The 22,530-nt window shown below is 39.3% G+C and carries 22 protein-coding genes; 9 read left to right on the top strand and 13 right to left on the bottom strand.

Translation table 11 applies throughout. The features are described 5' to 3' along the window. Window positions 1-13 precede the first annotated feature (13 nt). Window positions 14-2,332: an aerobic respiration two-component sensor histidine kinase ArcB gene (gene arcB / locus CXF89_RS05965; protein ID WP_121954075.1), complete on the bottom strand. Its 2,319-nt coding sequence runs from the start codon at window positions 2,330-2,332 to the stop codon at window positions 14-16. A gap of 232 nt (window positions 2,333-2,564) precedes the next feature. Between arcB and folE2 the strand changes: the two genes are divergently transcribed. From folE2 to CXF89_RS05945, 4 genes are all read left to right on the top strand, one after another. Then, entirely contained in the window at window positions 2,565-3,485 is a 921-nt protein-coding gene (gene folE2, locus CXF89_RS05960) for a GTP cyclohydrolase FolE2 (protein ID WP_121954074.1), read from the top strand. A 116-nt stretch (window positions 3,486-3,601) separates the two neighbouring features. Beyond that, window positions 3,602-4,198 carry a DUF2726 domain-containing protein gene (locus CXF89_RS05955; protein WP_121954073.1) on the top strand — a complete coding sequence of 199 codons (597 nt, stop codon included), beginning with the start codon at window positions 3,602-3,604 and terminating at the stop codon, window positions 4,196-4,198. 122 nt (window positions 4,199-4,320) lie between these two features. Further along, a complete protein-coding gene (mtnN, locus tag CXF89_RS05950) occupies window positions 4,321-5,028 on the top strand; it encodes a 5'-methylthioadenosine/S-adenosylhomocysteine nucleosidase (protein ID WP_024589694.1) in 708 nt (235 codons plus the stop codon). Further along, window positions 5,029-5,973, top strand: a complete 945-nt coding sequence (locus CXF89_RS05945; protein ID WP_024594516.1) for a cobalamin biosynthesis protein CobD/CbiB — start codon at window positions 5,029-5,031, stop codon at window positions 5,971-5,973. A 96-nt stretch (window positions 5,974-6,069) separates the two neighbouring features. Here CXF89_RS05945 and tyrS read toward each other — a convergent pair whose 3' ends face one another. Continuing rightward, window positions 6,070-7,269: a tyrosine--tRNA ligase gene (gene tyrS, locus CXF89_RS05940; RefSeq protein ID WP_007585427.1), complete on the bottom strand. Its 1,200-nt coding sequence runs from the start codon at window positions 7,267-7,269 to the stop codon at window positions 6,070-6,072. A 322-nt stretch (window positions 7,270-7,591) separates the two neighbouring features. Between tyrS and CXF89_RS05935 the strand changes: the two genes are divergently transcribed. After that, on the top strand, window positions 7,592-8,905 hold the full coding sequence (locus CXF89_RS05935) for a peptidoglycan DD-metalloendopeptidase family protein (protein ID WP_007585425.1): 1,314 nt from the start codon (window positions 7,592-7,594) through the stop codon (window positions 8,903-8,905). Between the two features lie 82 nt (window positions 8,906-8,987). Here CXF89_RS05935 and CXF89_RS21165 read toward each other — a convergent pair whose 3' ends face one another. The 5 genes from CXF89_RS21165 to CXF89_RS05910 form a co-directional block, all read right to left on the bottom strand. Then, window positions 8,988-9,164 carry a hypothetical protein gene (locus tag CXF89_RS21165; RefSeq protein WP_007583822.1) on the bottom strand — a complete coding sequence of 59 codons (177 nt, stop codon included), beginning with the start codon at window positions 9,162-9,164 and terminating at the stop codon, window positions 8,988-8,990. 13 nt (window positions 9,165-9,177) lie between these two features. After that, window positions 9,178-10,149 carry an aldo/keto reductase gene (locus CXF89_RS05925; protein ID WP_121954071.1) on the bottom strand — a complete coding sequence of 324 codons (972 nt, stop codon included), beginning with the start codon at window positions 10,147-10,149 and terminating at the stop codon, window positions 9,178-9,180. 142 nt (window positions 10,150-10,291) lie between these two features. Further along, window positions 10,292-11,422, bottom strand: coding sequence for a sodium ion-translocating decarboxylase subunit beta (locus CXF89_RS05920; RefSeq protein WP_002961942.1), 1,131 nt, complete (start codon window positions 11,420-11,422; stop codon window positions 10,292-10,294). A 13-nt stretch (window positions 11,423-11,435) separates the two neighbouring features. Continuing rightward, a complete protein-coding gene (gene oadA / locus CXF89_RS05915; protein WP_024608367.1) occupies window positions 11,436-13,217 on the bottom strand; it encodes a sodium-extruding oxaloacetate decarboxylase subunit alpha in 1,782 nt (593 codons plus the stop codon). Window positions 13,218-13,228: 11 nt separating this feature from the next. Next, entirely contained in the window at window positions 13,229-13,471 is a 243-nt protein-coding gene (locus CXF89_RS05910) for an OadG family protein (RefSeq protein ID WP_007583814.1), read from the bottom strand. Window positions 13,472-13,990: 519 nt separating this feature from the next. Here CXF89_RS05910 and CXF89_RS05905 point away from each other — a divergent pair. From CXF89_RS05905 to CXF89_RS05895, 3 genes are all read left to right on the top strand, one after another. Next, a complete protein-coding gene (locus tag CXF89_RS05905; protein WP_002961939.1) occupies window positions 13,991-14,164 on the top strand; it encodes a DUF1328 domain-containing protein in 174 nt (57 codons plus the stop codon). A 58-nt stretch (window positions 14,165-14,222) separates the two neighbouring features. Continuing rightward, a complete protein-coding gene (locus CXF89_RS05900) occupies window positions 14,223-14,414 on the top strand; it encodes a hypothetical protein (RefSeq protein ID WP_007378921.1) in 192 nt (63 codons plus the stop codon). 132 nt (window positions 14,415-14,546) lie between these two features. Beyond that, entirely contained in the window at window positions 14,547-15,014 is a 468-nt protein-coding gene (locus CXF89_RS05895) for a YcxB family protein (protein WP_024608368.1), read from the top strand. Between the two features lie 50 nt (window positions 15,015-15,064). Here the strand turns inward: CXF89_RS05895 and csrA are convergent, their stop codons facing one another. The 6 genes from csrA to ribA form a co-directional block, all read right to left on the bottom strand. Next, the gene (gene csrA / locus CXF89_RS05890) at window positions 15,065-15,256 is read right to left on the bottom strand and encodes a carbon storage regulator CsrA (protein WP_004587515.1); all 192 of its coding nucleotides are present in this window, start codon (window positions 15,254-15,256) and stop codon (window positions 15,065-15,067) included. A gap of 91 nt (window positions 15,257-15,347) precedes the next feature. Then, window positions 15,348-16,565: an aspartate kinase gene (locus CXF89_RS05885; RefSeq protein ID WP_101217461.1), complete on the bottom strand. Its 1,218-nt coding sequence runs from the start codon at window positions 16,563-16,565 to the stop codon at window positions 15,348-15,350. 6 nt (window positions 16,566-16,571) lie between these two features. Further along, a complete protein-coding gene (alaS, locus tag CXF89_RS05880; RefSeq protein ID WP_121954070.1) occupies window positions 16,572-19,172 on the bottom strand; it encodes an alanine--tRNA ligase in 2,601 nt (866 codons plus the stop codon). 19 nt (window positions 19,173-19,191) lie between these two features. Continuing rightward, window positions 19,192-19,644, bottom strand: coding sequence for a regulatory protein RecX (locus CXF89_RS05875; protein WP_121954069.1), 453 nt, complete (start codon window positions 19,642-19,644; stop codon window positions 19,192-19,194). Further along, a complete protein-coding gene (locus tag CXF89_RS05870) occupies window positions 19,644-20,432 on the bottom strand; it encodes a BPSS1780 family membrane protein (RefSeq protein ID WP_024600767.1) in 789 nt (262 codons plus the stop codon). The genes CXF89_RS05875 and CXF89_RS05870 overlap by 1 nt, the downstream gene beginning before the upstream one ends. An 81-nt stretch (window positions 20,433-20,513) precedes the next feature. Beyond that, complete coding sequence (gene ribA / locus CXF89_RS05865) at window positions 20,514-21,137, bottom strand: GTP cyclohydrolase II (protein ID WP_121954068.1); 624 nt, start codon at window positions 21,135-21,137, stop codon at window positions 20,514-20,516. Window positions 21,138-21,386: 249 nt separating this feature from the next. On the opposite strand from ribA, the gene CXF89_RS05860 reads away from it, so the two are divergent. Next, window positions 21,387-22,502, top strand: coding sequence for an energy transducer TonB (locus tag CXF89_RS05860; RefSeq protein ID WP_121954067.1), 1,116 nt, complete (start codon window positions 21,387-21,389; stop codon window positions 22,500-22,502). Window positions 22,503-22,530: the final 28 nt, after the last annotated feature.

Genomic DNA, 22,530 nt, shown 5'->3' with positions numbered 1-22,530 from the left:
GAGCTAATTAGTTTTACTCTAATTGCTGTAAAAATAAATGAAGGGCTTTTTGTCCTTCATTTATTTTATCTGCTAAAACATCTAACCACTGCTTTAACACTTCATCAGATTCATCAATCGCACCATGCTCCATTATTTTGGCATGAAGCTGCACATCATTTAAACCTACCGATCCAGCCGCACCTTTAAGTTTATGCGCTACTGATTCATACTCTTCTCTATCGCCGGCATTTAATGAAGTAAGTAATTCTTGCTGATATTGTGGACTTAGCTTTTCAAATAACTGACTACTGCGCCTAAATACAACCAAGCCCATCGAATTTACAAAGTCTTCTATTGTTTCAATATCTAATAAGTGTGCATCAATGCCCTCTAGCGCTTCTTCACTTACTTTTAGCTGTGGCTCTGTGCATTCACTTTGCTTAATGCCAAATAAGTCAGCCAGCATTTTATCAAGCTTAACTGTGTTAATTGGCTTAGCCAACGCACCTTGTATTGATATACCTTCAAGCTCTTTTTCAGCACTGCGTACATTGGCAGTTAAAGCAACAATAGGTAATTTATCAAAGTGGCTATCTGAGCGTATTTGCTTAGCAACCACGTCACCGTTTATATCTGGCAATTGCATATCAAGTAGTACTAAATCTAAGTCATCTTCGGTTTCGACGAACGAGAGTGCATCTTCACCGGTTTCAGCCCATAACACTTCATGGCCTCGTTGCTCTAATAGATTTGTAGCAATTTCGGCGTTAAGAGGCACATCTTCTACTAGTAGAATATACAAACCACGGCCAACATAACTTTGCTCTGTTGGTGCAACACATAAACTAAGCGGTATTTGCACTGTAAAACAACTTCCTTCGCCTTCAGTACTATTTACCGTAATTATCCCTTTCATTGCACTTACAAGTGCCTTGGTTACAGCTAAACCAATACCTGAGCCTATTGCGTTAGTGCCTTTTAAATCCGGCGCTTTGTAATACATATCAAATATATGGGCAAGCTGCTCTGGTGGAATACCTTGACCGGTATCTAGTACCTTAATAACTAACCATGGGCCTTCTACACGATTTTCTCTGCTGCATTCGAGTGTTACTTTGCCTTGCTGAGTAAACTTAACGGCGTTGTTAATTAAGTTCCAAACAACTTGGCGTAATCGAGTCGGATCGAGCTGCGCGTAAACATCAAGTATGCCATTGCGCTTAATATCAAACTCAAGCTCTTTTTGCTCAGCTATTAAGCCTGCAAAATTAACTACATCGTTTATAAAGTCTGACACATTAATAGAATTGGTTGCTATATCGAGCTGATCTCTATCTATTTTATCTAAATCTATAATATCGTTAAAAATATTACCGAGTGTTTCAGCACTCGAAAAAATAGTATTGCCCCAACTACGCTGTTGCTTGTTAAGCTCTGTATCTAATAACATACGCGTTAAACCGACAATACCATTCAATGGTGTACGTAGTTCATGGCTCAGCGTAGCAATAAACTTACCTTTGTCTTTATAGGCAGTTTCGAGTGCTTGTGCAGCTTCTTTACGGCTAGTGATATCACGACCAAAACCCAATAAACCAATGTAGTCACCGTCATCATTTATAAAAGGCAATTTACGCAGCTCAAACCAACGTGTTTCACCGTCCACTTCATAGCCTACATCTATAGTTAGTGCTTTATGGCTCTGCTCTACCTCTTTGTCGGTTGCCAAAACTTCAGCTAAAAAATGACTCGGAAATATTTGCTCAACCGTTTTACCAATCAGTTCGCTGCTTGATTTACCCATTACTTCTTCAAACATTTTATTACAGCCGGCAAATACACCGTTGTTATCGCGGTAATAAAATAAATCGGGAGATGAATCAACGATTGAGCGTTGCAACATACTTTGTTGGGCAAGTTCTTGTTGTGTTTTTTTACGCTCAGCAATTTCTCGGCGCAGCTCTTCAATAGCGCGGTGCTTGGCATGAAACGCCATTTTACGCTCATCAATTTCAATATTTAAACGGCTAATGTTGTCTTTTAAGGTTTGGTTTAATAGCTTTTCTTGTTTGGTTGCACTATCTAAATAAGCATACGAGGCATCTAATTGACGAATTGAATTAAGTAATACACTTATAATTAAAGGAGAAACTACAGCAGTAAAAAACACCACAGCCAAAATATCAACAAGGTTCAATTCGCCTATCGCAACATAATAAAACATACTCGATAAAATAAGAGATACAGTTAAAAATAAAGTGTAACAAATAGCTGCTGTTTTAAATTCACCAAATCGCGTTATTGAGCTGGAAAGTACCCGAGCCCAAGGGCTCAAAGAATAATCGGTCATACGTAATTTTATCTCTTAGCTGTGTGCTTAAATATAAAGAAGGCAATGCGCATGTATAAACATACCATTTTCCCAGATTTTAGCATTTTTCTCCTACCACTACCCATGTTGTGCGATAAAAACAGAATTTTTCATGTTTGATTTTGCTCATCTCTTAAACTCATCATTTCAGCAATAAATTATTTAGTGTAAAATGCCCCGCTTTATTATCTCCAAAATACGAGTAGCGCACATGCAAACCAATATGCCAGATATAGCAGACACTGCACCCGCTTTACAAACAGGTAAATTAGACTGGGTTGGCATGGGCGAAATCGAACTGCCATTTATTTTTGAGTCACGAGACTTATCTCCAGTTACAGTAAATGCCAAAGCTCGTGCATTTGTAAATTTGCATAAAGAAGATGCCAAAGGCATTCATATGTCACGTCTATTTTTAGCACTTGACCTGCTTTCAACTGAGCAGCAAGTCAATCCGCAAACAATAGCGCAAGCACTCGATACCTTTATAACTAGCCACGAAGGGCTGAGCGATAAAGCACAAATTGAATTTAAATTTGAATTACCGCTACGCCGTAAATCACTATTAAGTGGGAAAGCAGGCTGGAAAAGCTACCCAGTTGTACTTACCAGTACAATTGAAAATAACATTATTAGCTACGAGCTAACTGTAAATGTTACCTATTCTTCAACATGCCCTTGTTCTGCAGCACTTGCGCGCCAGCTTATACAAAACGCGTTTAACGAAAAGTTTAACCAAGAAACCTTAAGCCAAAAAGATGTGCACGAATGGCTAGGCACTACACAAGGCATAGTTGCTACACCTCACTCGCAGCGCTCTATTGCCAACGTAAAAGTAAAGCTTGATAGCAATATTCAAGAATTTGACGTAGTGACTCTAATAAACACCCTCGAAGCTGAACTTAAAACGCCTGTACAAGCGGCAGTAAAACGCGAAGACGAGCAAGAATTTGCCCGTTTAAATGGTCAAAATCTTATGTTTTGTGAAGATGCAGCGCGTAAAATTAAAGCTTTATTAGAAACAGATAATTACAGCGATTACTGGCTACAAATAAACCATTATGAATCACTCCATGCACACGATGCTGTAGCTATTGCGGTTAAAGGTATTGAAGGTGGATACAAAGCTTAATATCTACATCGTTTTAGCTTTTATAAACAGTTGGTAATTATTTTATAACTCATACTTTTTAGGCACGTAAATTGCTTTATTTGAGCAGTGTCAATTTGTTGTTATGGAGTTACCGTATGGAATTCGCTTTATTATTAATTCTAGTATTAGTTGTCGGGGCTTCTGTTGTTGCGTCAAAATTTAATGACGATGGCGGAAACCCGTATCCTTTTACCCGCAAGCAAACTGTTTTTACGCAGGTTGAAGGCGCTTTTTTAAATCTTCTCGAGCGTGCTGTTGGCGATCAATATATAATTGTTAGTCGCGTTAAGCTAATTGACGTTATTGACTGTAAGCAAGGTCTTTCTATTAAATCTAAACGTGCTGCTTTAGCTAAAGCTAAAAATAAGCAACTCGACTTTGTATTAATCGATAAAGAAAAACTAACTATTGTTGCGGCCGTTGACCTAGTTAACAATGCCAATAAAGATGGCCACAAAGCTCAACGTGACTGGTTTGTAAACGGTGCACTAGAGTCTGCGGGCATTCCACATATTCGTATGAAAGTTAAATCGGGCTACCGTCCTTCTGAAGTACGCGATGCAATTATGTTTAAACTTGGTAAGCCTGCAGCAACACAAACGCAGCGCCCTGTTCGTAATCGCTCACATAAGCCAGCGGTACTTTCACCTTCTCAAGCCAAAGCACAAACAACTGCTTTAGCTGAAATTTAAAAACCAAATTAAATACTCTCCTAAAAAGTATTTAAAGCGAGCTCATAAACAAGCTCGCTTTTTTGTTTTTTATTGCTAACTTCACGTATAATCAAGTGATTCAAACTCAGGAATTAAACATTATGAATGTTGGTATTATTGGCGCAATGGAGCCAGAAGTTAAAATTTTACGTGAAGCGATGCAAAACCCACAAATTTTAACTAAAGCAGGTTTCACTTTTTATACTGGTGAATTGGCTGGTAACACAGTAACACTTGTTCAATCTGGTATTGGTAAAGTAGCATCAACAATTGCAACTACCTTACTGATTGATAACTTCAAACCTGATTGCGTAATTAACACAGGCTCTGCCGGTGGATTCGATCCTTCTCTAAGTGTTGGCGACGTAGTAATTTCGTCAGAAGTACGTCATCACGATGTAGATGTTACTGCTTTTGGCTACGAAATTGGCCAAGTACCACAAATGCCAGCAGGCTTTACAGCTCACCCTAAATTAGTTGAAGCAGCACAACAAACAATCGAACAAATCAGTGATGTTAAAACACTTGTTGGCTTAATTTGTACTGGTGACACATTTATGTGTGACCCTGTGCGTATCGATAAAGCACGCAGTGATTTTCCTACAATGCTTGCCGTTGAAATGGAAGGCGCTTCAATTGCACAAACGTGTTTTACGCTTAACACACCATTTGTTGTAATTCGCTCAATGTCTGATATTGCAGGTAAAGAGTCACCACAATCATTTGAAGAATACCTAGAAACAGCATCAATCAACTCATCTAAAATGGTTGTCGCACTTTTAGAAAAGCTAACTGCAGTGTCTCTGTAAATGCTTAGCAATATTGTTCAAAACCACTTGGACTTTATTGCCTTCATACTAGCGCTCCTTGCTGAGCGCTTTATTCCCCTTATTAGCTGGTATCATCCTAATACAGCGTTAAATGCTGTTTTTAGTGCTATTGGCAAGCGCATATACAAAAGCAAAGAACCTAAAAGCTATCAATATTTGGCAGCTATACTCGCAAGCACGCTCATTTTAAGTGTCATTCTCATTATTGTAGTGTTACTACTCGAGTTTGCTTTTTATCCTGAATTACTCGCTGGCCTTATTTTATACTTATGCTTAGAAAGTAAGAGTATTGATAAAAAAGCACTTCGCATTGCAAAGCTAACTAAACAAAATCAAAAATCGACAGCACGCGAATTACTAAAACCACTGCTTGCCCGTGAAGTTAATAGGCTTTCATCTCCTGGTATTATCAAAGCATTAATTGAAAGCTTAATACTGCGCACTGCTCGATACTATTTCGTAGTTATATTTATATTTTTAGCCTTTGGCCCTATTGCTGCCCTCGCCTATCGATTACTTACTTTAATACAACAAGCCTGGCGTAGTGACATATCCCCAAATAGCTACTTTTTAAAGCCGCTTAAAACTCTCTTGTTTATTATTGAGTATATTCCAATGCGCTTACTCGCTTTAACTATTGCAGCAAGTAGAGCGAGCAAACAAAGCATGCACTACATAAAGCATTATGGCAGACATTTTTATCAAACAAATACAGGTTGGCTACTAAGCACATGCTCTGCATCACTTGGCGTGCAGCTGGGCGGGCCTGCAGTTTATTTAGGTACTCGCTTTAATAAAATGCGTATAGGTACTGATAGACTACCTACACCCGAGGATGTACCTGTAATAATTAATAGATTAAATCAGGCGCGTGTATTTTGGTTGTTAGTAATTGTAAGTATTGAAATATTAAAAGTGATTTAGTGACTATTTAGTGACTACCTCGTAACTATTTACAGACCCCAAAATACGAGCACAAAAAAACCAGCCTAGGCTGGTTTTTTAGTTTTCAAATGGTATTTAAGCTACAGTGATGTTTGCAAACTTACGTTTACCTACTTGGTAAATAGCCGTTGTGCCTTTTGCTATTTCAAGTTTGGTGTCAGTGATTTTATCTTCACCGTTAAGTTTAACTGCACCTTGCTTAATCATACGCATTGCTTCTGATGTACTTACTACTAAATTTGCTTCTTTAAGCAAGTTAGCAATTAAAATAGTATCTTCTGCAATAGTGATTGTCAGCTCTGGGATTTCATCTGGTAACGCTTTTTTCTGAAAACGCTGAATAAAATCATCATGTGCACCTTGTGCATCAGCTTCACTATGAAAACGAGCAATTAGCTCTTTAGCTAGTTCAATTTTAATATCGCGCGGATTCGTACCTTGCTCAACACGTTCTTTTTGAGCTGCAATTTCTTCAATAGAAAGCGCACTTAATAAGTCGTAGTAACGCCACATTAGCACATCACTAATTGACATTATTTTACCAAACATATCGTTAGGCGCATCAGTAATACCAATGTAATTACCAAGCGACTTAGACATTTTTTGAACGCCGTCAGTACCTTCAAGTAATGGCATCATTAATACTGTTTGCGGCTTTTGCCCTTCAACTTTTTGTAGCTCACGACCCATTAGCAAGTTAAAGCGCTGATCAGTACCACCTAGTTCAACATCTGACTCTAGTGCAACCGAATCCCAACCTTGTACCAGTGGATATAAAAACTCATGAATTGCAATTGGTTGACCGCTGCCGTAACGCTTTTTAAAGTCATCACGTTCAAGCATGCGCGCTACTGTTTGGTTAGCAGCAAGTTTTATCATACCTGCAGCGCCTAACTTTTCCATCCAAGTAGAGTTAAATGCAACAGTGGTTTTAGCAGGATCTAGAATTTTGAATACTTGTTCTTTATATGTTTCGGCATTGGCTAGTACGTCTTCGCGAGTAAGTGGTTTACGCGTTACGTTTTTACCTGTTGGGTCACCAATCATGCCAGTAAAGTCACCAATTAAGAAAATAACCTCATGACCTAAATCCTGAAAGGTTTTCATTTTATTAATTAGTACAGTGTGCCCTAAATGTAAATCAGGGGCTGTAGGATCAAAGCCAGCTTTTATTTTTAGCTTTTTGCCCGACTTTAGTTTTTCAACTAGTTCGTCTTCAATTAATATTTCTTCTGCACCGCGTTTTATCTCTGCTAGAGCGGTTTGTAAATCCACTTTGTGTTACTCCAAAATTCTGCCTACGAAGGGGCGGACTAGTTACTTGTAATCACGGTTTAATATAGGTTTAAACCGAATATATATATGTAGCTAACATAACAAATTTCTACCTAATTAAAATAACTTTTTAAGTTATTAATGCAACTAAACAAAATGAATTGAGTCTTAGTTAGATAGGACGTTAAAAAAGGCTTCTTAACCCTGATTTTAGCGTAGTTTAAGGTTAGTTTAAATCTACAAAGCACTAGTATTCGTACATTATTAAGTATATCCTGCAATATTATGTATTTATTATCTTGACAGCAGAAAAAGGCACGTTATGGTTCACGTGGTTAACACTCTCCCAAAAAAACACAAATTGCTTATTTTAGGTTTAGTTTCTGCTATTGCCGGCTTGGCATTTCTTCCTTCTGAAAAAGCGACTGCTTCTAAAGACAATAATGCAGATGCATTAGAGATAGGCAAGCGCTATGAGTTACAAGTTAAAGTTGATGACAACGAAAAATTAACTGAGTTAAATTCAGAGCAAGCAGCAGAAAAGTTACCAGAATACGACTTTGTCGATCATAAAGTTAAAAATGGCGACAATTTAGCAATTATCTTCAAACGTGCTGGTTTTTCAGCTCAAACGCTCCATAAACTAATTAACACTAACGCAGAAACGCGCAAGCTAACTAAAATTCACCCCGGTGAAATACTTAGCTTTGCGACAGCTGAAGATGGCTCTTTGGCTCAACTGCGTTATGTGATTTCAAAAACCGATACTTTATTTGTTACCTTAAATGAAGAAGGTAACTACGATACAGCTATTGATAGTAAAGAAATTGAAACGCTAACCAAAACCGCTGGCGGCGAAATATCTAACAACTTTTGGACTTCAGCAATAGCGGCAGGTTTAAGCGAACGTCAAATAATGAACTTTGCTGACATATTTGGTTGGGATGTTGATTTTGCAAACGACATTCGTAAAGGCGATGTGTTTGGCTTAATTTACGAGTCTCATTATGTTGATGGCGAGTTTATTGGTACCGGTAAAATTATTGCCGCTGAATTTGTAAACCAAGGTCAGCGCTTTGCAGCGATTCGCCATACCGATGGCAATTTTTATACGCCTGAAGGGCGTAGCATGAAAAAAGCATTTTTACGTGCACCTGTAAGCTTTAAGTATATTAGTTCGAGCTTTAATCCTCGTCGCTTACACCCAGTTACTGGGCAAGTTAGAGCGCACCGTGGTATCGACTTTGCGGCACGCACTGGCACACCGGTGGTTGCATCAGGTAACGGTAAGGTAGTTAAAGCGGGTTACAGCAAGTACAACGGTAACTACGTATTTATTAGCCATGGCACACAATATGTAACTAAGTACTTACACCTAAATAAGAAACTAGTTAAAACGGGCCAAAAAGTTAAACAGGGCCAACAAATTGGTACTGTAGGTTCTACGGGTCGTGTTACTGGCGCGCATTTACACTATGAATTTTTGGTAAATGGCGTTCACCGTAATCCTAAAACAGTAAAACTTCCTAAGTCAGAGCCACTACCTCGCTCAGAACTTGCTAAGTTTAAACCGATTGCAGATAACTTTATTGCCCAACTTGAGCGCAATCGCGAGCTACAGTTAGCACTTAAATAAAGTTTATTAATAAACATTAAAAAAGCCTTTGCAGGTTAAACCTGCAAAGGCTTTTTTGTATACGCTAAAAACCATTAATACATTAATACATTAATACATAAATGAGCTGAATCACTAAAGACACCATCACTAATGGCCAAATATATTTGCTGTATTTGGTTGCACCGTTGAGCCCTATTTTACTTTGATATTTTTCAAGCAATGGAATAAGTATCGCTAGCGCGACAAACAAACCAATTAAAATAACGAATATATTCATATCAAAGCCCTTCTTATGGTAGCTCATGGCCTTTAGCGCTTACATAAAGTGCATACCAATGCTCACGAGTTAGTTGTACGTTTAAAGCATCACAAGAGGCTTTAATACGCTTGGCATTAGTTGTTCCAATAATCGGCTGAATAGATGCGGGATGGCGCAGTAACCATGCAATGACAATAGCCTCAGCAGAAGTATCATAAAGTGCAGCCAGCTTATTAACTAAAAGACTGGTGTTTATATCAGCCTGCGATGCGTTTGATAAATCACTGCCGCTGTATAATCCTTGGCATAAACTTCCCCAGCTTTGAATTTGAATTTCAAAATGGCGACAGTACTCAATACTACCGGGCGTAAAATTAAGATCCTTACCGTCACTGTTACCGGCATATACACCTTCATCAACAAACTGATGTTTTTGTAAACTAGCCTCAATTTGATTAGCCACAATCGGCATATCAAGTGCATGCTGTAAAAAATTCATTTGATGTTGCTGCATATTCGATACTGCAAAATTGCGCACTTTACCGCTTTCTTTTAAGCAACTAAATATACGAGCAATTTCGTTAACTTCCATGAGTGGATCAGGACGATGCAGCATAAGTACGTCTAAATAGTCTGTATTTAATCGCTTCAAGGATGCTTCAACTGATTGCTCAATCCACTTTGATGAAAAATCATAGCGCTTTGGCCCTAAGTCATCTTCAAAACGAATCCCACACTTAGATTGAATATACATGTGCTCTCTAAGCTCTGGTCGCTCGCTTAATGCTTTACCAAAAACCTGCTCCGCTTTACCAAAAGTATAAATATCAGCATGGTCAAAAAAGTTAATGCCACCTTCAATAGCGTTATCTATGCATTCATGAGTTTGCTTAACATGTGCATCAGTGATTGCGTCTTTATTCCAACCGCCTCCCAGACCCATGCATCCGAATACAAGTTTACTAACATGAGGTAAGTGCTTTGCTAAAGGTGTGTGAAGCATGATAACTATCCTTAAAATTTTGAAGAGCTGTTACTGTAAACAAAAAGCGCTGAACAAGAAACCATTTAGCGGTGAACAAATTAAGAACAAAAAAAAGCGCAGTAAACTGCGCTAAATCATTTATTAACTACCACGTTAATTATTAGCCAACAAGTGCTAATAAAATACCCGCAGCAACTGCACTACCAAGTACACCCGCTACGTTGGGTCCCATAGCATGCATAAGTAAAAAGTTATGTGGGTTGCTTTCAAGGCCAACTTTATTAACTACTCGTGCCGCCATTGGCACAGCCGATACACCTGCAGCCCCAATTAATGGGTTTATAGGTGTTTTAGATATGCGGTTAAGTCCTTTTGCCATAAATACGCCAGATGCCGTACCAATTGCAAAAGCCAGTGCGCCAAGCACTAAAATACCAATCGTCTCAACAGTTAAAAACTTATCTGCAGCAAGCTTTGAACCTACAGCTAAACCTAAAAATATAGTTGTAACATTGATGATTTCGTTTTGAGCACTGTTACTTAATCTATCAACAACACCCGACTCTCGCATTAAGTTACCTAAACAAAACATACCTACAAGCGGTATAGCAGCCGGTAAAAACATAGCCGTTAAGCTAAGCACCATAAGAGGGAAAATAATCTTTTCCTTTTTAGATACTTTGCGAAGCTCTGGCATCTTAATTTTACGTTCTTCTGGGGTTGTTAACGCACGCATAATTGGCGGTTGAATAATTGGTACAAGAGCCATGTATGAATATGCGGCTACCGCTATTGCACCAAGTAAATCAGGTGCCAGTTTTGACGCTAAAAATATTGCAGTCGGTCCATCTGCACCACCAATAATGGCAATAGCTGATGCATCCTGTAGAGTAAACTCAAAGCCTGGTACATAATTTAATAATATTGCGCCAAACAAAGTAGCAAAAATACCAAACTGTGCAGCCGCACCTAATAACAACATACGTGGGTTTGCAATAAGCGCGCTAAAGTCGGTCAGCGCCCCTACTCCCATAAATATTAATAACGGAAAAATCCCCGTATCAATACCCACGTAATAAACGTAATACAATAGCCCACCTGGGTCTGACAAACCTGCCACTGGTACATTTGTTAAAATTGCACCAAAACCAATTGGTAATAATAATAGTGGTTCAAAGCCTTTAGCTATCGCTAAAAACAGTAATAAACACCCTACCGCAATCATTATCAACGATGGGATTGTAAAGTTAGCAATGCCAGTAGCATTCCAGAGGTTTAAAATACCTTCCATCCTCTATTTACTCCTAAGCTAATGCAATCATAGCGTCGCCGGTAGTTACAGCATCGCCTTCACCAACTAATACTTCAGCAATTGTTCCGGTATGCGTAGCGCGTATTTCAGTTTCCATTTTCATGGCTTCCATAATAATCACTACATCACCTTCGTTAACAACTTGCCCAGCTTTTACTTTAATTTTAAAAATATTACCTGCTAACGGCGCATTAAGTGTTTCGCCCGATGCAACCGATGCAGACTGAGGAATGTGCTCAGAATCCTTTAAAGTTACTTCTTTGAGTTCACCACCTTGCGCTACAACTACATCGTAAACTTTACCGTCTACTTTTACGCTGTATTGCTCAGCTTTAACGCTACTATTATTTGAGCCTGATTTTGGTGCTACCTTATTGCTCTTATCTTCAACAGTAGGAATAGGCTCAAATGCATCAGGGTTATTACGATTTTTAATAAACTTCAAACCAACTTGTGGAAATAATGCATAAGTTAGTACGTCATCAATTTGCTCATCAGCAAGTGTTAAACCTTGCTCTTGCGCTTCTTTTAATAATTCAGCTTCAAGCGTTGCAAGCTCTGGTGCAATGTTATCTGCAGGGCGACAAGTAATAACCTCTGCTCCATCAAGCACACGCTCTTGTAGCTCTTTATTCATTGGTGCTGGTGTTAAGCCATATTCACCTTTTAATACGCCAGCAGTTTCTTTAGTAATTGTTTTATAACGCTCACCCGTTAGCACGTTAAGTACTGCTTGAGTACCTACAATTTGCGACGTGGGTGTTACTAAAGGTAAAAAGCCAAGATCTTCACGTACACGTGGGATCTCAAGTAAAACTTCATTAAGCTTATCTGCCGCGCCTTGCTCTTTAAGTTGGTTTTCCATGTTTGTAAGCATGCCACCAGGTACTTGAGCTAGTAAAATACGACCATCAACCCCTTTTAAGCTACCTTCAAATGCCGCATATTTTTTACGTACATCTCTAAAGTAAGCAGCAATTTCTTCTAGATGATTTAAATCAAGGTCAGTATCGCGCTCAGTTCCTTCAACTATCGATACAATAGTTTCAGTTGCTGTGTGTCCGTAAGTCATACTCATAGATGAAATAGCGGTATCAAGCATATCAATGCCTGCATCAATCGCTTTTTGATAAGTCGCAGTACTTAAACCAGTTGTAGCGTGGCACTGCATAGCGATAGGAACCGATACGGTTTCTTTAAGTGCTTTAATTAGTTTTTCAGCATCGTACGGCTTTAATAAACCCGCCATGTCTTTAATACAAATTGAGTGACAGCCTAAATCTTCTAATTGCTTAGCAAGAGTCAGCCACATATCAAGCGTATGAACAGGACTTACCGTGTACGAAATAGTACCTTGAGCATGCGCGCCTACTTTTATAGCCGCTTTAATCGCTGTTTCTAGGTTACGTACATCGTTCATTGCATCAAATATACGAAATACGTCAACGCCATTTTTATGTGCGCGTTCTACAAACTTTTCAACTACATCATCAGCGTAATGGCGGTAGCCTAATAGGTTTTGACCGCGTAATAGCATTTGCTGTTTAGTATTAGGCATCGCTTTTTTAAGCGCACGAATACGCTCCCAAGGATCTTCGCCTAAATAACGAATACACGAATCAAATGTAGCACCGCCCCACGATTCAATAGACCAATAACCTGCATCATCTAGCTTGCTAGCAATAGGTAGCATATCGTCTAAGCGCATACGTGTTGCGAGCAATGATTGGTGCGCATCGCGTAATACCAATTCTGTTAATTTTAATTTAGCCATGTGTGTGCCCCTTATTTATTATTTGATTTGTACTGAGCAATGGCAGCACTAATAGCAGCGATGTGCTCATTAGGCACACCTTGAGATTTAAAAGACGGTGATTTAGCTGGTGATGCCTCTGGTTCGCTATAGCGCGTCACCAAATTAGACATAAGCGTTACTGCACCAATTAATATCGACAGAAATACAAACACCCCAACCATACCAGTTAGCATTAAGCTACCAGCCGTTGTGAGTAGAGCACCTATATCCATTTTTCTCCCCCTTGAAACCCATATCGAAAATAAAAAATCGATTTAATTAAATATTTATTCACTGGATAATAACAAAACTAGTCGCTTTGTCTACATCTTGTAAATTGGTAAAACCAATTAAACTATAAACAACATAACACTCAACAAATTTACATGCCATAACCCAGCAATCATGCGCCCTACAATACATACAGAAAATAACGACTATAGCTAATAGTTATATGGAAGTTGTTAATTAACTATTCAACTTAATAAAAATAGCCGCCAAATTTTATAATAAGTACAAAAACACACATCAATTGTTAATTGGTCTTACCAAAAACATTATTTTTAGTGAATATTTACCGGTAACTTGTAACAGTGTGAATAACTTACATAACAAAGCGTAAAAATTACTAACTAACTAATAACTAAAAACACAGTTAAAAACCATAACTGTCTGATATAAGACAAAAATAAACTTTGGCATATAACTGGCATTAGTTATTGTGAGCAAATTTGATAACCAAGGAGAAAACAATGTTACGCTGGACAATTACATTTTTAGTTATTGCTTTAATCGCTGCAGTGTTAGGTTTTGGTGGCATCGCAGGTGCCGCAGCTGGTATAGCAAAAATTATATTTTTTATATTTTTAGTACTTTTAGTGATCTCATTAGTTTCAGGTGCACTACGTGGTAAATCACCCAGGTAGATAAAGCATTCAACTAACAAACACTAAAATTTAATTAATACTTACAAGGAATTACATTATGAATTCAACAACTGTAAAAGCAGCACTAATCGGTCTATTCGCAAGTTTCTTCATCATGGGTTGTGAAGACAATCATGCAGAAGACGCAGGCGAACGTATTGACGAAGCAGTAACTGACGTGCAAAACAAAGTAGAAGATGCATGTGAAAATGTTAAAGAAGGCGTAAACGCTGAAGAAACTAACTGTTAATTCTTCTTGTATCGCTAAAAAACGGCCTTAGGGCCGTTTTTTTGTGTCTGTAATAAAATCACTGACTATAAAGCTGCTCATTTAGCGGTTAGCTTGTTAAAATAAAAAAAACGATATTTAAAGCAAGGCAATATGGCATTTACAACAACCTACACACTAGATAAACCTTACTTTTACGAGTGCTTTGATGAGTCACTCCCGTACAGTAAGCGCGCCAAACCTAAGTACTTTTTACTTGTACTCCTCGTTGCGCTTGGTTTATTTGGCATTTATGTTTTAAACGATCATTACTTAGGATCGTTTATGATCATGCTAGGTGTACTAGAGTGCGTCGCTTTTTACTATCGCAGACCTTGGTGGGTAACCAGACAAATGCTCAGCAGAGCGTCAGGCTCTGAGGTAACACTTACCTTTGATGAGGAAGGCATTAAATCGGCTAATCATTACAAAAGCTTTCAGCTAACTTGGCAAGACATAAGCGAAGTAATAGATACTCAGCAAGGTATTATTATTAAAAATAAAAGCGGAATGCAGTACATTTCAAAACAAATACTAACCCCAGAAATACTCGCCTTTATAAACAAAAAAGCCACTCAGTGAGTGGCTTTTTGACTAGTTGAGTTAATTACTCAACTACGTATACGTGTTGATTAAGCATTGCCCGGATTAGGGTTCGACTTTTCAGCTTGTATGCGCATGTAAATCTCTTCACGATGCACTGATACGTCTTTTGGTGCATTAACACCGATTCGAACTTGATTTCCTTTAACACCTAGAACAGTAACTGTTACTTCGTCACCAATCATTAGGGTTTCACCTACTCTACGAGTTAGTATTAGCATTCTCTTGCTCCCATGTTCCAATAAAAATTATAAGATTCCGCTTAAACATACTAATGAAAATTAGACTGAAAAGTAAGTAAAAACTCTCAATCTATCCATTTTCTGTTAAAAATGCTTTGTGTAATGCACGAACTGCCAACTCTAGGTACTTTTCATCTATTAAAACTGAAATTTTGATCTCAGAAGTCGAGACTAAAACCACATTAATATTTTCCTGCGCTAATGCATCAAAAAATAAACTTGCTACACCAGAATGCGATTTCATACCCATTCCAACAGCAGAAACTTTAGCGACTGTTGGTAATCCGCTTATATTTTGAGCACTGAGTTGAGCTTGATCTTCGCTCAATAATTCAAGTGCTTGCAGATAATCATTCGAGTGCACAGTAAAAGCATAGTCTATTTTTTCAAAGATATGATTAACTTGATTAATCATATCTATTTCGATGCCATTATCAGCAAAAAGTTTCAATATTTTTGAAAGATATTGCGTACCGCTTGGCACACCATCTACTTTAATTAAACATTCGTCACGATTAAACGCAATCCCCGATACCACCTTGCTTGGCATATCGTTCTCCTCAAAACTTATTAATGTGCCTTCATCAGGATTAAAACTAGAAAGCACCCTAAGTGGCACATTGTGTCTACCTGCAGCTTCTACCGAGCGAATATGCAAAACTTTCGCGCCTAAACTTGCCAGCTCCAGCATTTCGGCAAAAGTAACTTGGCTCATTCTGCGCGCGTTAGGTTCAACACGAGGATCTGTAGTATATACGCCGTCAACGTCTGTATAGATCTGGCATTCGTCGGCTTTTATAGCCGCTGCTATTTCTACAGCCGATGTATCGGTGCCGCCGCGTCCAAGCGTTGTAATATTGCCCTCAACGTCACGCCCCTGAAAGCCAGCAATAATAGCAATACGGTTATGCTCAAGCTCATGCTTTAAACGTGTAGCGGCAACGTCTTCAATACGGGCTTTACCAAACATGTTGTCGGTTAGAATATTGACTTGATCGGCTAATAAGCTTACAGCTGAATGACCACGTTTGATAATAGCCATAGCAAGCAGTGATACAGAAACCTGCTCTCCGGTGCTAATAAGTACATCTAGTTCACGGCTACTCGGGCGAGTATCAATTTGTTTGGCGAGGTTAATTAAGCGGTTGGTTTCTCCCGACATAGCAGAGAGAACCACAACCACTTGATGTCCTTGTTGTCTGGTTTTAACAACAAGGTCGGCGACTGCTTCAATTCGCTCTATTGAGCCGACCGAAGTGCCACCGAATTTTTGAACAATAAGTGCCACTTAGGCTTAAGTACGCTCAGTTAACCAAGCTGTAACGCTATCTAGTGCAGCAGCAAGATTTTGTGGCTCACTACCACCAGCTTGTGCCATATCTGGACGACCGCCACCTTTACCACCTACTTGACCTGCCATATGGTTAACTAACTCACCGGCTTTTACTTTGCCTGTTAAGTCTTTCGTTACACCGGCAATTAGGCTTACTTTGTCGCCACTGGCAACACCCAGTGCAATAACACCTGAGCCAATCTTGTTTTTAAGGTCATCAACCATACCGCGAAGCGCTTTAGATTCAGTACCTTCAACGTTTGCTACAAGTAGCTTAACGCCATTAATTTCAACAATCGAATCAAGTAAAGACGCGCCTGCTGCACTTGCTAGCTTATCGCTAAGCTGTGCAATTTGCTTTTCAAGGCCTTTAGATTTTTCAAGCAACGCAGTTACTTTTTCAAGTACCGATGCGCTATCGCCTTTAACTAAAGCTGCAACATCGCTAAGTTGTTGCTCTTGCTCGCTAACGTACGCTACAGCATCTGCACCAGTTACGGCTTCAATACGGCGTACGCCTGCGGCAATACCACTTTCAGATACAATTTTGAATAAACCAATATCGCCAGCGCGCTCAACGTGAGTACCACCACAAAGCTCAATAGAGTAGTCGCCAATAGTAACTACACGTACTTCGTCATCGTACTTTTCGCCAAACAATGCCATAGCACCTTTCGCTTTAGCATCATCAATAGCCATAAGCTCAGTATTAAGTGCAAAATTACGACGAATTTCGTCATTAACTACACGCTCAATTTCACGTAGCTCATCTTTAGTAACCGCTTCAAAGTGTGAAAAGTCAAAACGCAAACGATCAGGCTGAACAAGTGAGCCTTTTTGGCCTACATGGTCACCTAATAGTTGGCGTAGTGCTTCGTGTAAAATATGCGTAGCTGTGTGGTTTTTCTTGATGCTATCGCGGCGCGTATCATCAATAGTTGCGTCAACTTTGTCATTAACACCAATACGGCCTTGTACAGTACCGTGGTGAGCAAAAGCATTACCAAGCTTAGTGGTATTAGTAACATTAAATTCGCCACCAGCAACTGTAATAGTACCCGTGTCACCCGTTTGACCGCCTGATTCAGCGTAAAACGGTGTGCGGTCTAGTACTACAATACCTTGTTGACCATCTTCTAATAACTGAACAGCTTCGCCACCGGCAAAAATTTCAATAACGGTCGCGCTGTAATGTGTGCTGTCGTAACCTTTAAAGTCAGTGTGTTTATCTGATTTTAATTGGTCATTGTAATCTGCACCAAATTTACCTGCTTGCTGCGCTGTTTTACGTTGTACAGCCATACACTCTTCAAAGCCTTGATGATCAATTGTCATCTGGCGCTCACGCGCAACATCGGCCGTTAAATCAGCTGGGAAACCATACGTATCATAAAGTTTAAATACTAAGTCGCCCGGTATAATATCGCCTTTAAGGTCGCTTAAGCTTTCTTCTAAAATAGCTAAGCCACGCTCAAGTGTTTTACCAAACTGTTCTTCTTCAATGCGTAATACTTTTTCAATAATTTCTTGTTGCTTAGCAAGCTCAGGGTACGCTTGACCCATTTGCTCAATTAGCGCAGCAACTAATTTATAGAAAAACGAACCTTGTGCACCTAATTTGTTACCGTGGCGCACAGCACGACGAATAATACGGCGCAGTACATAACCACGGCCTTCGTTAGATGGCATAACACCGTCTGAGATTAAAAACGCACACGAACGAATGTGATCGGCCACTACGCGTAGTGACTTATCGTCCATGTCTTGTGCATTAGTAACACTTGCAGCAGCAGCAATTAAGCCTTGGAATAAATCGATTTCGTAGTTTGAATGCACGCCCTGCAAAATAGCAGAAATACGCTCAAGGCCCATTCCCGTATCAACAGATTGCTTAGGTAGAGGCAACATTGTACCGTCGCTTTGACGGTTGTATTGCATAAATACAAGGTTCCAAATTTCGATGAAACGGTCGCCGTCTTCCTCAGGAGAGCCCGGAGGACCGCCCCAAATATGCTCGCCGTGATCATAAAATATTTCAGAACACGGACCACACGGGCCAGTATCGCCCATAGACCAAAAGTTGTCTGAGGTCGCAATACGAATAATACGATCCTCTGGTAAGCCAATTTCGTTAGCCCAGTAACCAAACGCTTCTTCATCATCATGATAAATAGTTACTAAAAGTTTTTCTTTAGGTAGGCTTACTACCTCAGTTAAAAACTCCCATGCAAACTTAATCGCGTCTTGCTTAAAGTAATCACCAAAGCTGAAGTTACCTAACATTTCAAAAAATGTATGGTGGCGAGCAGTGTAGCCTACGTTTTCTAAATCGTTATGCTTACCGCCAGCACGTACACAGCGCTGCGAGCTTGTCGCACGTGTATAAGGGCGGCTTTCTGCGCCTAAAAATACATCTTTAAATTGCACCATGCCGGCATTGTTAAATAACAACGTGGCATCGTTACCCGGTATAAGCGAGCTAGAAGGTACTATTTGATGTTGCTTGCTGGCAAAAAAGTCTAAAAACTGTTGCCTAATTTGTGCGGTAGTCATGTGCTGCATTTGAAAGTCTCACCTGTATTTACTGTGCTTGCATTGCAAAATTAATTTCATCGTAGCTAAAACCCCGATACATTAAGTAGCGCACGCGCTTAGCTTTATCTTTGTAATCGAGATCTGGCGGTGTATTTGAATATTTTTTATTGTACGCATCCTGCGCAAGCTCAAACCAATCTACTTCAAGCTCTTCAACTACCAATTCAAGTAGCGAACGATCAATCCCTTTGCCCATAGCTTCGCTTTGTATTCGCTTAAGCCCGTGGCATTTAAATATGTGTTTTCTTACAAAGCCTTCACAGTATCGCTGCTCGTTAATAAAATTATGCTTTTCGCACCAATCAAGCAGCGTTTCAATAAACTCTTCTGTGGCTTCTTTTTGCTGTAATTTGAGCGTTAACTCACGACGCGAATATTCTTGGCGCCCTAGTAACCAAAGTACATAGTTTTTTAGTTTTTGCTTTAATTTATCATCCATTAAGCGTCAAAACGTCCGCTTGTTTCACTGCTAAGTGGCTTAACATTAATGTCGTCACTTGGTGGTACAACAGGCATAAAAATGGCTTGATAAGATACAAAAAAGCTAATGTAGCAAATCGGCATTAAAATCAACAGTGGTAAGAACGATAAGAACATCGAAAGCGCCATAAATAATGCGCAAATAAGGCCAAAAACGCCAAGTGGCAAAATGTTATGATAAAACACCATTAACGATTTTTTAAGTGCCGTTAAAATACGTGTTTCTTTACTAAAATAAACAAGCGGTACAGCGTACGCAAATGCCGTTAAATAAATTAGCATTGCCATAAAAAATAAAATTACATTTGCGCCCGAAATACTATCAAGCATTTGTTCAAGTGCTACGTTTGGATCAAGCCCTGGTTGGCTCATAACAGCCACTGCATCGGCAAATAAGCCATTAGCAAGTAATGCCATTAAAATGCCCGCACCCATTTGGTAAAGTGCTAAACGCAATAACCCTAAGCGATTCCCTTTTGCCGTAAATGGCTTGAGAATATCGGCCAGCATAATTTTTCCGCCCTGCTGCTTACTAAGCACCGCTTGATAAAACCCTGCGGTTAAAAATGGCGTAGCTAGCGCTGCTACCACTTGCAGTAAAGGTAAAAATAAAGACAGCAGCCCTACAATGCCAATAAATAAATGCATAAAAATAAAGGTTGCTGGCTGGGTTTTAAAAATAAGCCATCCGGCTTTTAACCACTTTAGCCCTGCATCGGCTTTAAAAATTCGTAATTGTGTAGACATACTTGCTCTTAATTTAAAACGAAACACGCCAAGTATAACTTGGCGTGAGGGGGTATTAATAGACGAAACGTAATTAAATGATTAAGGTTTTTTAATTTTCTTAATATCTAACATATGCGCACCATGCTTAATTTTTGTTTCTAGGTACGATTTATTACCCGCAACACCCGCTTTAATGTGCGCATGCGTGCCCACAACCGAGTCAACATTAATACCGGCGTCTTTTAATGCGTTAAGCTTTTTAGGATTATTGGTCATTAATTTAACGTGGCTTAAATTAAGCGCATTGAGCATTAATACCGCATCCGAAAAATCACGTAAATCATCAGCAAAGCCTAAATGATTATTAGCTTCGTAGGTGTTCATACCTTGCGATTGCAATACGTAAGCATCAATTTTGTTGTATAAACCAATGCCACGACCTTCTTGGCGTAAATACAATAAAATACCGCCTTGCTGGTGCATCATTTCAATACATTCATTTAGCTGCTCGCCGCAATCGCAACGCGATGAGTAAAATACATCACCCGTTAAACACTCAGAATGCATACGAATAAGCGGTACATCTTGCTCTGTATCAGCGTTGTTAAACACCATAGCAATATGTTCTTTGCCATCTTTTAAATCAGTAAATGAGATTATTTCTGCAGGGATATCACTATTTCTGCCAACATTAAGCTGGACTCTTGCTCTTACTTGCGCCACGACAAATCCAAATATTTAAATAACTACGACACGACAATAAAGTGATAATATCACAAAATAGGATAAATACACCGTAGTACAAGACTGTTTATGGCAAATATATGGCGACGACAGGCGTTATTTTCAATGATTGTTAAGCAATAAATTAATACAAATAACAGCCAATGTTATTTACGTTGATTTACCTTAATCAGTGACACTTACGGGCGCGTTTGGTATTTTGTATTTTAAACAACGATAGGGATTATTATGAAACGTCAGCAACTCGCTTTATTTATAGGCTTAAGTTTGTCTGCTTTAAGCGCAACAACTTTAAGCACTACAGCACTTGCCAGCCAAGCAAGCGATCCTCAAACGGTATTTAGCCAAGCATACCAAAGCTATTTAGCAGCAGTTAAAGCAGACAAAAACGTACAACAAACTGCCAAACTTGCTTACACATCAGGTAAAGCCGTTTACGGTAAAAGCGACGACAATACTGCCAACTTAGCTATTAATTACGCTAAAGCAATAAAAGGCTACGGCGATGAGCTAAACGAACAGCGTTTTGCACTCTATAACGAAGCCCATACTATTTTAGCTGCAAATCACGGTAAACTATCAATAGAAACAATTGATGCACTGCTCGGCCAAGCTAACTACACAACATCAGCTTACAAAGCAGCTAACTTTTTAGAACAAGTAATAGATATAGCTAAAACACAAAATAAGCCTAAGTTTGTAGCCGACATGAAACTAGAAGCGGCATCACTGCTTGCTAAAAAGTTTAGCTCTAAAAAATATCGCGAAGCGAAAAACTACCTAGAAGAAGCCGACGAATACTACCGTGAAAATCTGCCTAGTAGCTCGGTAGAGCAAATTAAAGCTAATTTTTTAATAGCCGCATTTGCCGAAGGTAGTAAAAAATATAACCGAGCAATTGAGCGCTTAAACAACATAGTTACCGCGTTTGACGATAACTTAAAATACGATCACAGTGCTGAGCTAACCGCTCATTCTAAACTTGTAGGTCTGTACGAAAAACAAGGCAAAAGCGAAGAAGCAACTAAACACTGCCTCGCTATCGCTCAAATGGTGCCATGGAAAGAATCGCAAGAGCAAACACCACTCTATCGTGTTAATCCTAAATACCCAGTGCACAAAGCCAGATTTAGTACCGATGGTAGCGTTATTATGGAGTTTGAGGTAGACGCAGCTGGCTTTGTAAAAAACCCAAAAGTACTTAGCTCTGAAGGCGGCAGCGCATTTGAAAAGTCAGCCAAAGCAGCGCTTGAGCAATGGCGTTACGCGCCAAAGTTTGAAAATGGCAAACCCGTTAGCGCTATTTCTCAGGTACAACTCGACTTTAAAATTAACCGCCACTAAAAGCGGCTCATTAAAAAAGGCGCTTTAT

Source organism: Pseudoalteromonas sp. MelDa3, from assembly GCF_002863625.1.
Lineage (GTDB): Bacteria > Pseudomonadota > Gammaproteobacteria > Enterobacterales > Alteromonadaceae > Pseudoalteromonas > Pseudoalteromonas arctica.
The sequence above is the reverse complement of the archived record's forward strand: the minus strand, read 5'-3'. Positions and strand labels throughout refer to the sequence as shown.